Source organism: Halobacteriovorax sp. GFR8, from assembly GCF_050955245.1.
In the GTDB taxonomy this organism is placed as follows: Bacteria; Bdellovibrionota; Bacteriovoracia; order Bacteriovoracales; family Bacteriovoracaceae; genus Halobacteriovorax_A.
Map to the genome: position 1 here is coordinate 124,147 of NZ_JBPBLR010000002.1, position 13,726 is coordinate 137,872.

The following is a 13,726-nucleotide window of genomic DNA, read 5'->3' on the forward strand; positions in this document are numbered from 1 at the left end:
TGAAATGAAAAATACAACTCTTGCCATTATTGGCGTCGGATATGTGGGAATCAACTTAGCAGTTAGGTTCCCACAATTCTTTAAAACATTGGCCTTTGACATTGATAAAGAAAAGATCGACTCCTTAACTGGGGGAGTGGATTCATCGAATCAGTTTTCATCAGATGTTGTATCAAATTGTGGATGTATATTCACATCGAACAAAGACGCGCTAAAAGAAGCAAATTACTACTTAATAACTGTTCCGACACCTCTGAATAGTAATAATAGTCCCGATCAAAGCCTCGTTGAGAAGGCCGTAACTGGCCTTAAGGCTTATCTTCACCCAGGTGATACTATTGTTATAGAATCTACTGTGATGCCAGGAACAACAAACTCCTTAAAAAAGATATTAGGTAGAGATGATATTTTTCTTGCGTTTTCTCCTGAGCGTGTCAGCCCAAATGATGGATATATTCAATTTGAAGATATTGTGAAAGTTATTTCTTGTGAATCACAGGAAAAGTTAAAAGACTTAGAGTTAATCTATAACAAAGTATTTAAAAAAGTTGAATCAAGTCGAGATATTGAAGCCTGTGAGTTTGCTAAACTTTTAGAAAATACTTCTAGGGATATAAGCATTGCTATGATGAATGAATTTTATCAAGGAGCATTAAAGAAAGGTATCGACTTCAATGAAGCAATTCGCCTTGCTAGAAGTAAGTGGAATTTTCCAGATGTGAGCAAAGGTCTTGTTGGAGGTCATTGTATTAGCATTGATCCTCACTACTTATCATCTTATTTAGAATCAAAAGAGGACTCTCTTATATTAAAATCTCGTCGCATAAATGATTCAATGGTTGAGTCTTTAGTTGAGAGAGTCTTAGCTATTAGTAAAGCCGGGGATAAAATTTTACTTCTAGGGAAAACTTATAAAAGAAATTGCAATGATACACGAAATTCAAGAGCCCTTGAGTTATATGAACATTTGCAAAAGGTTTCAGAGATTGCTGTTGATTCTTTTGATCCATATATCGATAAATCTAAACAGTTATTAGAATACAAAAATTATGACCTGATTGTTACTCTAGTTGCTCATGATGAATTTATGATAGATAGAGGGCATTGGAGTAAGCTTCTTAACCCAAATGGAGCAATCTTTGACTTCGCTCAAGTTGTACCTAAAGAGTTAGAGAAGCAAATTAAAATCTATTATTAAATTAAATTACAATCACAGTGATAGCGAAACAGCGTTTCAAAGCTATCTTCACTTATTCTGTGCTTATTTCTCATAAAGAGTTTAAAGGCATCACCACGATTCAGAGTTTGGCCATGCTTCGAGTTACAGGCTAGCTTAAATGAAATATGAGGGTAGCGATCAAGAAAGTCATCTACTTGATGATGATTATCATTTGTTACAATAATTACATAAGTTACTTGTTCTTCATCTAAGTCTGGAAATTCAATATCGTGATCTAAGTACTCAACACAGTGATATAGGACTTCATCGATATGCTTAAGATACTTATCTCCATATCGTTTAATAAATAGTCCATTCGTGAAAACATCAATTGTACAATTTAGCTTAACGAGATGATCAAAGACTTTTTCCATTGTCTTTGGGTCAATGAGGCCAGGCTCACCACCACTTAAGCTGACTTGGGCACCTTCTGTCACAGAATATACTTTATCAAGAAGCATATCTTTGCTAATTGGATTTTTCTTATTACGCTCATGAGTATCAATGATGCAATAAGTGCAGTCCCAGTTACAGTTGAATGTAGTAATGATCGTGAATTCATCACGCTTTGCCGTCATGCTCTAATTATAACATGGTCCAAAATTGTGAAAAAGCTTTATTTTATCTAAAGATTTTAGCTACTTAAGAGAGCCTTGAAAGCAATTATTTTACTGTTAAAATAAGTATATCAAGGATGATGAAATGACGAATAAAGCAAAAGATGTGAAGCTTGAAGTAAGGCTTTCAAACCTAAAAGATATTGATGGAATACATGAATTAGTTGCTCGATCTTATACTGGCTTTCCTGATGATTATACGAAGGGAATGATTCGCGGGCAGATTACAAATTACCCTGAAGGAAATTTTGTTGCCACTCTTAATGGAAAGATAGTGGGCTATTCTGCAAGTATCCTACTTTCAGAAAAAATAGTTTTTAAAAAACACACATGGGCCAGTATTACAGGAAGAGGATACGGCTCGACTCATGACGAGGATGGTGATTACCTCTATGGATACGAAACATGTGTTGACCCCTCTATTCGAGGACATCGTATCGGTCAACGTCTATATAATGCCAGAAAAAGACTCGTTAAGTATGAGCGTTTAAAAGGTATCGTATTTGTCGGTCGCATTCCAAGTTTACGTCGACGTTTCAAACAAGTTGATAGTGTTGAAGATTATATTGAAAAAGTTAAAGAGAAGAAAATTAGAGACACGACTCTTGGCTTTCAATTGCGTAATGGATTTGAAGTTTTAGGAGTCCTTGAAAATTATCTTCCAACAGATAAAGAATCTATGGGCTATGGAGTTCATCTCATTTGGAAAAATACAGAATACCAAGCTCAAGAAAGTAAGAAAGATCGTCCAGTTCAACAGAACTCAGTCCGAGTTGTAAGTGTACAATATCAACAACGTGGAATTTCTAGCTTTAAAGAGTTTGAAGACTTAGTTGAGTACTATGTTGATGTTACAGCTGACTACCGTGCTGATTTCGTTCTCTTTCCTGAGTTATTTACGATGCAGCTTCTCTCAATCAAAAATGAAGAGGTTGAGGCCAATGTTGCAATTGAGCATATGACTGCATACACAGAAGATGTTAAGGCCCTTTTTCAGCGTCTAGCAGTAAAGTATAACGTAAATATTATTGGGGGCTCACACCCGACAAAAGTAGGGGACCGCGTTCATAATATTAGTTATATATGTCTTCGTGATGGACAAATTCACGAACAGGCGAAAATTCATCCTACTCCAGATGAGCAATACTGGTGGAATATTGAAGGAGGAGATGAGGTTAAGGTCATTGATACTGACTGTGGGCCAATAGGTGTTCTAATTTGTTATGATAGTGAGTTCCCTGAACTTACAAGACACCTTGCAAATCAAGGTATTAATATTCTTTTCGTTCCTTTCTTAACTGATAACCGTCAAGCTTATTGTCGCGTGAAATATTGTTGTCAGGCCCGTGCAATTGAAAATCAAATCTATGTAGCCATGGCAGGAAATGTTGGTAACTTACCACGTGTAAATAATGTCGATATTCAATATGCTCAAAGTTGTATTTTAACTCCTTGTGATTTTCCATTTGCGAAAGATGGAATTGCAGCTGATACTACTCCAAATGTGGAAATGGTTGCTATTGCAGACCTTAGAATAGATACACTCTTAGAAGCTAGACAAAATGGTGCTGTTAAGAACTTAAAAGATCGTAGACATGATTTATATTCGGTCGTTTGGCATGGGAAGTAGGTGGCCCTTTTGGCCACCTAAGTTTTAATTATTTTTGGCAGGAATTTTACTCATTCCGTATTCTGTAATTGCTGTAATTGAAAGAGATGGATTTACCCCTGGATTGGCAGAAATCATTGATCCATCAAAGACATACATATTTTCGTAATTAAAAATTTTATTATTTTTATCAATGACGCCTTCATTCTCTGTCTCTCCCATGCAGGCTCCCCCAAGAATATGCGCCGTCGAAGGAATACCCGTTAATGTTTCAGTAAACATAACCATTGGTTTCCCATCAATGATCTCACAATATTTTTTTGCCATTTGATGAGCTGTTTGTATAAATGCAGTTGGGGCTTCACCTTTTGAAAGAACTGACTTCATTCCAAAAATACCCTTCGTAAATTTTAACGTACTATCAAGGTGCTGCATAAAGAGATGGATATTCGTTTGTTTCGCGAAGTCTTTTACGGTCAAAACTTTAAACCACTTAATTGGATCTTTGAAAGGTTCTATTGCAAGTTTAATCATTCTTAAAAAGAAGTTTGGCTCCGATATCATCGGAACCATAAGAACTCGCCAGAAGCCTGAGCCCTTACCATAGCGTGTTGGTTCAAGGTGCGAGTGTTCATCAATGTCAATGATTGAACCAATGGCCACGCCTTTGGTCATATCAATATCTTTCTTATATGTTGTATTTAAAATAAGTGCTTCGTTATTTGTGCGTATTGTATCACCTAGAGCTGGTGATAACTTAGGAAGTGTTGTTTTCTTTAAATCAAGTAGTAAGTTAATCGTTCCTAAAACACCGGCACTAAAAATAATACCATTGGCCTTTAGTGTTCTTGTCTTTCCAAAATACTTTGTCGATTCTTTTAAAGTTACTTCGTAACCAGTTTTTCCGTTAGCTCCATCTATTGGGGAAACATGTGTTACTTTATTTTCTGGAAGTATATCGACACCAAGCTGCCTAGCGAGGTAGAGATAATTCTTATCGAGAGTATTCTTTGCATTATAACGGCATCCCGTCATACAGGCTCCACATGAAATACAACCTGAGCGAGTAGGCCCTTTACCGTCGAAGTAAGGATCAGCAACTTCAACACCTTCTTTGCCTTCTTCTCCAAAGTAGACAGAAACTTTCGTTGAGTCGAAATATTTTTCACGGCCAATATTTTTCGCAAGTTCAAGCATTGTGTGATCTGCATCGCCATGGTGTCTTGTTTTCTCTGCACCAAGCATTTTCCAAGCTAGATCATAATATGGAGAAAGTTCTTCTTCCCAATTATTTAAGTCCTTCCATGGTCCATGATTAAAAAATTGAGACTTCGGTTTTGGAAGAGTATTAGCGTAGACAAGTGAGCCGCCACCAACACCAACGCCACTTAAAACTGAAATATGCTTAAAGAAAGTTAGTTGTTGGATACCGAAGAACTTCAACTGAGGAAGCCACATCCACCTTGGAAGATTCCAATTAGTTTTTGGAAATTTTGTTGTATCAGAGAAGTCTTTCCCTTTTTCAACGACTAGGACGCTATATCCTTTTTCAGCAAGTCTAAGTGCTGAAACCGAACCGCCAAAACCTGATCCAATAATAATATAGTCGTAACTTTCCTTGATTTTTGTATTTGGCATATATCCCTCAAATCTTTTGAATACTCACAATTATACATAAGGATTTCAATATGTTGAGTAGTTGAATGTTAATTATTGATTAGAGTTATCTTGAAAATCCTCGTTTTATTAAGGGCTTAGTAAATGTCGTGAGGGCCTAGTAAGGTGGTATAATAGAGAAGATTTTGGAGGATTTATGAAAGCAACAATCACATTCTTAGTACTGGCCATGACGACGTCTTCTGTCTTTGCCAAGGGAAGACCACTTCTTAGATGCCCTAAGCAGGGGAACAAGGTTATTATTTGTCACGTGCCTCCAGGAAACCCAGATAAGGCCAAGGAAATTACAATCAATAAGAACTCTGTCCAAGATCACTTAGATCACGGAGACTATGCTGGCTACTGTGAAAACACACAGTATGCTGATAAGAAAGAGATGTGTGGAATCTGTGACGTGGATATCGATCCTACATGTAGCTAGTCGTCGTAGGTATTAAACTCATCAACTGCATCATATAATTTATTTAAAAAATTATCTTCTGAATAATAGGTGTCATAATGACCGTATGCGACGGCGACACCTTTTTTTGTACTTTTAATAATATGACCAACAAGGAATGGTATCTCATCTCCGTCCATTTCCTCAACGATTACAGCTGCTCCTCCAGAGGCCCCACCGTAAGCAGAGCAATCTTCGAAGTAAATATAGTTTTCAGAACTTTCATCCCTATATTCTCTATACTTACAGTCTTCATCGTATGTTAACTTCTTTCCTTTTGCTCCTAGGCCCGTGTCGCTCGAATGCCCGGCAAATGTAATAAGAATACCATCTTCCTTGGCAAAATCAGCATCTCCAATAATTAGTGGCGGAATATCTTTATATGAAATTAGTTCATCTAAAATGAGAATCGCTCTATCTTCGTAGAGATCGCCACTCTTATGAATCTTTGCTTCTCTTTTGATTTTTCTGCCATCATTGGTTGTGAAGGTAATATAAATCGGTTTTCCACTTTCAATATATTCATCAATACAGTGAAAGGCCGTCGAGGCTACTCTTGAATTTTCGTCGAGATCATTTCCAATGAGATTTGCTGAGCAGTGATTATTAAGTTTTCCAACTGCCGCTAGCCATTTAGGTGAGCTTGCTGTTCTTTCTTTTCGATCATCGCCTACGTGAGGAGTGTCGTGGATATATCTGACAATATCTTCAACTTGGCCTGCAAGCTTAAGGATCTTATCTAAGTCTGGTGAGGCACTATTATTGTATTCGCACTCTTCAGCATAAGTCATAAATGTAAACGAAAGGATTACTAGAATCCTTAGCAAGCTTTTCATATTTCCCCAAATATCCTCAAAGATAACAAAGCCTTAACTTCTTAAGCACTTATCGTAATTTGTTAAAAAGAATTTAGTTATGGGGTACGCGCCACCTTTTCGTGAATTAAATAAGTTAGAGAAATAATTCTTTTCAGGTTTGAGAATAATAGATTTCGTATTAGTTACTCCTAATTAAGCATGTGTTAATTTATTAGCTTTATTTATATTGAGTTTAAATTTCAGTTCTTTTTCATATGTATAAGTATCTTAGGGCGTTTAAATACCCAAAATCTCGAAAAGGTGGCGCGTACCGTTTAGGCTTGTATGTTTTTCAGACAGTATTCTGTAATGATTCCAATTGTGACCTCAATTCTATTTATTCTGTCATTATATTGAAAATGATTTATGCACCAATGAAATAGTCGATTTTATGAGAATAAATGATAGTAGAGGTTATGAATTCTAATTTAAATGAAAAATTATATTATGAAGATTGCGAACTTTTAAAAAGAGTGGCCGTATTTATCATGGCCATAACTATTTATTATGTAAGTTGGTACTATGGGAAAGATATTTTAATGAATCTTTTCTATGGTTATATTAAAAACGGAGTTTTAAAACCAAAGCTTTTTTTCAGTCACTTACTTATTTATGGATCAATATTTAGCGCGATTTGCTCATATATTATGATTTTTATTGCTTACAAATTAGGCGTAATAAGACTCCCAAAGTATTTAGTTAATATAAAGATCGCCCTCTTATATGGTATCGTAAGTGCTCTTGCTTTATCTGTGCTTTTTATTATTTATTGGTTAATTCGCGGATATGATTTTCAATTTCTAATTAACTCTCAAAGTATTCTTGGGAATATTTTCTCTAATTATTATGAAGAAATAAGTTATAGGGCCCTACTTGTAGGTGTTACTCTAGCACTATTCCGCAATAAATGGATTGCGATAGTTATTCCATCATTGATTATGGTTAGTACACATACTCAATATCCATTTGAGTTTAAATGTCTTGTGTTCTTAGGGTCTTGTTTTTTTAGCTATGTTTATATCAGAACATCTAATTTAGTTTCATCTTGGTCATCACATCAAGTATCAGATATGGTCTTAGATACGATTCTAAAAGTTTAAGAAAAAGGTACGCCACCTTATAAATTATTGGAGATTTGATGAAAATTATCAACTCAGTAAAAGATGTTAATTTTAGAACTTTTCCAGGTGGAGATATGTTCAGCGTCCTTGTTGGAAGGCATGACTCAACAGGTGCAAGCGAGCACCATACTGTTGCAATTGTAAAACTTCCTGCAGGTACGAAATCAGACGAGCATTATCATAAAGAAAGAGAAGAGTCATACTTTGTAATTAGCGGTACAGGAAGGGCAATTATTGATGGAGTCGAGAAGCATATCAAGGCTGGAAGTTTGGTCTATACGAAACCGAATGAAAAGCATGCATTTATAAATGATGGTAATGACGAATTTATTTATTTGATTATTACAGCACCCTATTGGGTACCTGAAGATTCACACCGTTAACTAAAGACAGACTAATTCGTGGAGAGAGAGTTATAAAATTATTTAAAAAATTGATAAAGATTTTTATTGTCGCAATCTTAGCTATTGTCATCGTAAGCTATATGATTTTCTTAGGAACGACAGTCTATGTTGTTAAGGGCATTAAAGTCGCAGACCCCCAAGTAATAAAAGTTAATAATAAAAAATCTAATAAGCATGATAATAAAGAAGCACATCATTCTGATGAAGAGAATGTGATCCCTAATGCTGCTCTTGAAGAATCAGACGATAAAAATAATGAGAAGGATAATAAAGAGGTCTCGCGAGTAGAGAAAATGCGAGAGATGACAAATGCAGCTACTAGCGCACGAATTGTTGTCGATGATTTTTTAAAAGCTAACTCGATAAAGTCTTTCTGCTCAAATATTTGCTCTCAAAGTAATTATAAGAAAATTTCACCAACATTATTTGCACAATACCTTAATACTAATCCAAGCAGTGTCTTAAATGATTCCATTGGAATTGAGAAGGCCCTAGGATTAGCTCTCTTTTCTAATATGTTGCCTCCTAGGCTTATGGGTGTTGTTATCGAAGTTGCTCATGACCATGAGAGAGGCCTACTCGATAATATTTCTGCTTCACTTAAGATTCAAAAAGAGATGCTCTCTCTAAAGTCTTTCTTTGAGAGAACGACAAGTGATGAGTTTAAAGAACTACGACGATCTGCTGCTCGTAGTTTAGACTCTTATAATGTTGTTCAAAAAGAATGTTCAGAGACAATCATTTCTGAAAATGATGCTATTGATAAATGTGAAAATATATTTTCATCTTTTGAGAACTCTTATAAGAAAATATCTGAAATTAATTAATGTCCGAGGGTATCGACTTTGAAAAATAAGATGAAGTTAGATCATATTTTAATTGCTGTAAGTGATGATGAATTTGAGACTTATAAGAAATCTGCTCAAAGCAATTCTTCTATAAAGTATAAGGCGACATTTGAAAAAGAGTGGAGCTGGGAAGCTTGTTATGTCGGATTAAGTAATAGCTTGTATTTGGAAATTGTTAAAAGGTCTAATTATCCAAATGATGTCGGTCTGGCCCTAAGCTGTCTAGGCGAGGAAGAAGATCTCTTAAGTGATCTTAAACAACACTATCCAAAGTGGAATTTCGAATTTGAAAAGGCCATGAAGGATGGCGTTCATTGGTATAATGGATACTTCTCTAAAGAGACAGAGTCTGAAGTTACTTTTCTTTGGTTTATGGAATATTTTAGTGAATTTAAGTCAGAGAGAGTGAATTTATTTTCAGAGAATGTAATTGATGAAGTGCCTGTTTTATATCTTTCTAAAAATGAATTAGAAGATCTTATGTCTGTTGTAAAAAATGTCCCCTTAGAAATTGACAATGTTGGTAGCCATGTAAATTTTAGAGATTTTGAAGGTAGGGCCTTTAAGGTTTGTATAAGTAAATCCCTTGATAAAAGACTTTTTATGGGGTACGCGCCACCTTTTCGTGAATTAAATAAGTTAGAGAAATAATTCTTTTTAGGTTTGAAAATAGAAGATTTCGTATTAGTTACTCCTAAGTAAGCATGCTTTTATTTATTAGCGTCGTTTATATTGACTTAGAATTTCAATTCTTCTTGGTATGTATAAGTATCTTAGGGTGTTTAAGTATCTAAAATCTCGAAAAGGTGGCGCGTACCGTTTAGTCAGCTCCTGCTGACTCGAATTTGTTCGGCATCATTTTGCCATCGTGGCAAATGACGCCTCCAAAACTTGTGACATGATCAAAATTTGAAAATCTTGAATATCGCACAAATAAAAAAAGCCCCGGCAGATGCCGAGGCTTTTTTTATGGTGGGACATTAATTTCACTTTATGAACTATGTGTCCATAACTCATAAGTTATTAAGTATATTTAAATATCAATTGAAACCTCAGTTGAAACTGTAGCTTCCATAAAAAAGAAGGGCGATATCTCGCCCTTCCCGAGTTATAACTTGCTCAGTATAATCAATATATTAACCAAGCAAATCACTAACTCTACGTACAATAAAAAATCCTCCATGATTTCTCCCTATGAGTGCTCATCATTGAGCGGGAGAAAGGACTTTTTATTGATTCTTTTTTTATGTTATAATTTCTTTAGATCCTTCCCGATGAAGGCTCTACGTACAATAAAGAAGCCTCTGTTTATCAGGGGCTTTTTTGTTTGCAAGTGAAAGAAGTTCTCAGTCGTGTCTATGTGCGCGAATTGATTAGCTTAAATAGAGTTGAGAAACAAATTATGAATATTACGATTGAAAAAATTGATCCAAATAATGAACTACAGGCAGAAGCTTATTGCTCATGGCTTGCAGATGAACTAGTCGTCAATAATTGGTTCCTTCAAAGAGATGAAGAAGACTTTTCAGTATCTTTTTCTATAGATGACTTTAAGAAAGCATTTTCTAATGAGGATAAAGTAGCATTTATAATTAAGGATGATTTTGACTACTTTGGATACGGATCGTTTTTTATAAATCACCCTGCTGGAATGTATAAAGAAGGTCGCGTTTGTTGGCCAAGTCTGGCCATAGGAAAATCTTCTCATCGTGGAAAAGGATTATCGAAGCATATTTTTTCTGAAATTAGAAAACTAGCAATTCGTGAAGGATGCACTCATGTTGAAGCTGGTATCTTTGATTTTAATGAGGCCATAAGAGCAAACCTTATAAAAATAGGATTTAAACTTATCGGAAGAAGAGAGAATCTTACTTTTGTTGATGGAAAGTGGTGGGGATCTGAGCATTATTTAATAGAGTTGAAATAGCTTTAGGTTCACTTTTTTCACGACCGTGTGACAACCCTTCGGGTGGTCCCTGCGTTCAAGAAATAGATATATAGAATATTGTATTTTGCTCGACTTGGTCGCTCTCGGCCATCCATGGCCTCCGCGACATACCTACATCCTGTAGGCAAACTTGTGAATCACAAATTTCAATGATCTTACATAGCCCAAAACAAAAAAAGCCCAGACGTAAACGCCTGAGCTTTTTTAGTGGTGGGACATTGATGTTACTTTATGAACTGTGTGTCCTTAAGTAATAAATATTTGATATTATTATCAATACTTAAGAAATAGAGTTTGAAATAATAGTCTCCATAAGAGAAAAAAGAAGGGAGAACTTTCGCTCTCCTCCCGAACATCACAGTTTGTATAGAATAATCAATAGATTAGCTAAGCAAATGGTCAGTTCTAAATACAACAAAAAATCCTCCATGATTCTCTCCCGATGAGTGCTCCTCATTGAGCAAGAGAAAAGGACTTTTTATCGCTTTTGTTTTCGTGTTATAGTGAACTAGACCCTTCCCGGACAAGGGTTCTAAATACAACAAAATCAGCCCCTGTTAGTCAGGGGCTTTTTTGTATGCAAGCGAAAGGTGTTCGTAGTCGTATCTATGTGTGCGAATTGATTAGCTTAAATAGAGTTGAGAAACAAATTATGAATATTACGATTGAAAAAATTGATCCAAATAATGAACTACAGGCAGAAGCTTATTGCTCATGGCTTGCAGACGTTTTTAAAAAGTGATTTAATAAAAGAGTATCTTAAAGGCAAGAATATCTTTGATGAATATAATAAGATGAATCTATTAATCTCAATAAAGGGAGAAGAGCTAACTCTAAAACAAAAAACTGTACTTCTAAGAAAGATGGGTGATTTTAACTCTTATGAATAGAGCTTAGCCTCAATTAATATATCCTAATGTTTAATACTGCAATGGTAAAGACTTTAAAAGTTAGTTTATTTCCTATTCATTCAAAAATTGATCACACTCATATCGTGTCAGCGGGAGAGTATATTGTCCTCGATCATTTATTACGAAAATTAGTCTTCGTTAATAAGCATGGTGATATCGTTTCTGATTTGGCCCAAAGCTGGGACGTTGATCACTCAAAAAATGAAGTGAAGTTTACAATTCTTAAAAATCAAAAATTTTCTAATGGGGAAACGATAACGACAGATAAGATTGTTGCTTCATTCCTAGAACAACAAAAGAAAAAGTCTGCTACACACTTCGATTTTACATCAGTGAGTGCAATCAAAAAGCTTAATGAAGAAAGTATTGTTATTAGCTTAACAACAAAAGTAAATATTGATTTTTTTACAAGCCTGTCTCAGCCTGAATTTGGGATTGCTTATAATGTTGAAAAGCTTAATGATTATTCAATAACAAGTGGAGCATATTTCTTAAAGTCAACTAATAAGGCTCAATTCACTCTTGAGAGAAATATCCACTATCCATCTAATGGTAAGGTTAATCAACTTATCATAAATCGCTCTGGTCTAGATAAGAATACATTTAATAATTTAAAATCTGGAGAACTCGATTTCTATATTCCATATGCAGGAGTGGAGCCATGTGTGTTGGATATTATCGAAAAAGATACTAAGTTAACGCTCACAAAACCTAATATCGGCTTTACCTACTGGTTAAGCTTAAATCCAATGCTTATAGGAGACGCTGACCGTTATCTATTAAATAAAGTCATTACGTCATGTATGGATACTAAAGATATTTCAACTGGTGGCTGGAGTCGTGCAAGGCAACTTGTTTTTGAAAATAGTTTTGGGCAAATGTCGACAGCTGAAGTTTCGGAACTATTTAAAAAAGAAGCAATGTCAAAAGCAAGCATGAAAGAGGTGACTTTTCTTTCATTTAAAGACTTTGCTTTTAATGATCTTATTGTGGATTGCCTCAATAGCACTGGGGCTAAAGTAAAAATAAGCTTCTATCAAGACCAGAAAGAGTTATCAGAACTAATCAAGAAGAATGATTATCAAATTGTTTTAAATAATAATGACTTTGCATCGATCAATGTTTTAAAAAACTTTAAGGTTGCATTTAATCAGGCCAGGCCACTCTTCTTTCTTGGAGAATTTAAAGAAAAGTGTAATGAATTAGTCGAGTTAGGATATTTAGAAATCGAAAAAAATAAGAGAGAGCAAAAGATTGTCGAACTTCAAAAAGTTGTTATCGGAAACTCTCTTGCCATTCCTCTAACTTATAAGAGAGTTAATTATATTCACAATAGTGAAATGTCGTTAAAGCAGTGGCCAATGAACTTTCCCTATATAAATTTTGATAGAATATGAATCTAGGTCAAGCCTTGACGTTGCGAAAAAGCTACACGAGAAATGATTTGAAAACCTATGGCTCGGCACTGGACACTCTGCAAGTAAATTTTCAAAAATTGACTATATCAAAGGCGTTGTTGCTAAAGAGCCATCGTTTTAAATCTTACCAACGATCTGTGTTGTAATTGGGAAGTTAGGTACTTTCGCTTATTTACTTTATTATTTCTTTTCGAATTATAATACAGCGACAAAGAATTAAATATCAGAAAATAAAAAAACCACCGCAAGGGTGATTTTTATATTTGGTGGGACATACACATCATGCGTCTAAAACAATCCTGTGGATTGTTTTGATGCATAGATGGATGTGACTTAAGGGAAGCTAGCGAAGCGCGGCTTTCCGGCATACAAGACTTGTTCTTCGCGGTCTCCTGACTGCTCGAATTTGTACGGCATCATTTTGCCATCGTGGAAATGACGCCTTCAAAACTTGTGAGTCACAAATTTAAAATATCTTGAATATCACACGAATAAAAAAAGCCCCGGCAGATGCCGAGGCTTTTTTCATGGTGGGACATACAAGACTTGAACTTGTGACCACCCGGTTATGAGCCGGGGGCTCTAACCAACTGAGCTAATGTCCCATAAGTTGGTAATTTGAAATATAAATTTAACTAAGATTTGGTAATCTGGCTAC

13 protein-coding genes and 1 tRNA gene are annotated in these 13,726 nt (G+C 35.3%); 10 read left to right on the top strand and 4 right to left on the bottom strand.

All coding sequences use genetic code 11. The features are described 5' to 3' along the window. The first annotated feature begins 4 nt into the window (after window positions 1-4). Complete coding sequence (locus ACRXC1_RS01225) at window positions 5-1,198, top strand: nucleotide sugar dehydrogenase (protein WP_433655863.1); 1,194 nt, start codon at window positions 5-7, stop codon at window positions 1,196-1,198. Here the strand turns inward: ACRXC1_RS01225 and ACRXC1_RS01230 are convergent. Next, window positions 1,195-1,797, bottom strand: coding sequence for a radical SAM protein (locus ACRXC1_RS01230; RefSeq protein WP_433655865.1), 603 nt, complete (start codon window positions 1,795-1,797; stop codon window positions 1,195-1,197). The genes ACRXC1_RS01225 and ACRXC1_RS01230 overlap by 4 nt on opposite strands. A 124-nt stretch (window positions 1,798-1,921) precedes the next feature. On the opposite strand from ACRXC1_RS01230, the gene ACRXC1_RS01235 reads away from it, so the two are divergent. Next, on the top strand, window positions 1,922-3,466 hold the full coding sequence (locus ACRXC1_RS01235; RefSeq protein WP_433655867.1) for a GNAT family N-acetyltransferase: 1,545 nt from the start codon (window positions 1,922-1,924) through the stop codon (window positions 3,464-3,466). Window positions 3,467-3,490: 24 nt separating this feature from the next. On the opposite strand, the gene ACRXC1_RS01240 is transcribed toward ACRXC1_RS01235, so the two are convergent. Further along, the gene (locus ACRXC1_RS01240; protein ID WP_433655869.1) at window positions 3,491-5,083 is read right to left on the bottom strand and encodes a GMC oxidoreductase; all 1,593 of its coding nucleotides are present in this window, start codon (window positions 5,081-5,083) and stop codon (window positions 3,491-3,493) included. A 175-nt stretch (window positions 5,084-5,258) separates the two neighbouring features. Between ACRXC1_RS01240 and ACRXC1_RS01245 the strand changes: the two genes are divergently transcribed. Then, entirely contained in the window at window positions 5,259-5,543 is a 285-nt protein-coding gene (locus ACRXC1_RS01245; RefSeq protein WP_392857778.1) for a hypothetical protein, read from the top strand. On the opposite strand, the gene ACRXC1_RS01250 is transcribed toward ACRXC1_RS01245, so the two are convergent. Next, window positions 5,540-6,397 (bottom strand): hypothetical protein, encoded by an 858-nt coding sequence (locus ACRXC1_RS01250; RefSeq protein WP_433655871.1) that lies wholly within the window; start codon window positions 6,395-6,397, stop codon window positions 5,540-5,542. The genes ACRXC1_RS01245 and ACRXC1_RS01250 overlap by 4 nt on opposite strands. A 422-nt stretch (window positions 6,398-6,819) precedes the next feature. On the opposite strand from ACRXC1_RS01250, the gene ACRXC1_RS01255 reads away from it, so the two are divergent. The 7 genes from ACRXC1_RS01255 to ACRXC1_RS01285 all read left to right on the top strand — a co-directional run bounded on the left by ACRXC1_RS01255 (window position 6,820) and on the right by ACRXC1_RS01285 (window position 13,047). Next, window positions 6,820-7,518: a CPBP family glutamic-type intramembrane protease gene (locus ACRXC1_RS01255; protein ID WP_433655873.1), complete on the top strand. Its 699-nt coding sequence runs from the start codon at window positions 6,820-6,822 to the stop codon at window positions 7,516-7,518. 38 nt (window positions 7,519-7,556) lie between these two features. Beyond that, entirely contained in the window at window positions 7,557-7,922 is a 366-nt protein-coding gene (locus tag ACRXC1_RS01260; RefSeq protein WP_433655875.1) for a cupin domain-containing protein, read from the top strand. Window positions 7,923-7,972: 50 nt separating this feature from the next. Next, complete coding sequence (locus tag ACRXC1_RS01265; RefSeq protein WP_433655877.1) at window positions 7,973-8,770, top strand: hypothetical protein; 798 nt, start codon at window positions 7,973-7,975, stop codon at window positions 8,768-8,770. 18 nt (window positions 8,771-8,788) lie between these two features. After that, the gene (locus ACRXC1_RS01270; RefSeq protein WP_433655879.1) at window positions 8,789-9,442 is read left to right on the top strand and encodes a hypothetical protein; all 654 of its coding nucleotides are present in this window, start codon (window positions 8,789-8,791) and stop codon (window positions 9,440-9,442) included. A gap of 682 nt (window positions 9,443-10,124) precedes the next feature. After that, on the top strand, window positions 10,125-10,718 hold the full coding sequence (locus ACRXC1_RS01275) for a GNAT family N-acetyltransferase (RefSeq protein WP_433655881.1): 594 nt from the start codon (window positions 10,125-10,127) through the stop codon (window positions 10,716-10,718). A gap of 598 nt (window positions 10,719-11,316) precedes the next feature. Next, the gene (locus ACRXC1_RS01280; RefSeq protein ID WP_433655883.1) at window positions 11,317-11,481 is read left to right on the top strand and encodes a hypothetical protein; all 165 of its coding nucleotides are present in this window, start codon (window positions 11,317-11,319) and stop codon (window positions 11,479-11,481) included. A gap of 174 nt (window positions 11,482-11,655) precedes the next feature. Then, window positions 11,656-13,047: an ABC transporter substrate-binding protein gene (locus tag ACRXC1_RS01285; RefSeq protein ID WP_433655885.1), complete on the top strand. Its 1,392-nt coding sequence runs from the start codon at window positions 11,656-11,658 to the stop codon at window positions 13,045-13,047. A gap of 549 nt (window positions 13,048-13,596) precedes the next feature. Here ACRXC1_RS01285 and ACRXC1_RS01290 read toward each other — a convergent pair. Beyond that, window positions 13,597-13,673, bottom strand: a tRNA-Ile gene (locus tag ACRXC1_RS01290). Between the last annotated feature and the right edge of the window lie 53 nt (window positions 13,674-13,726).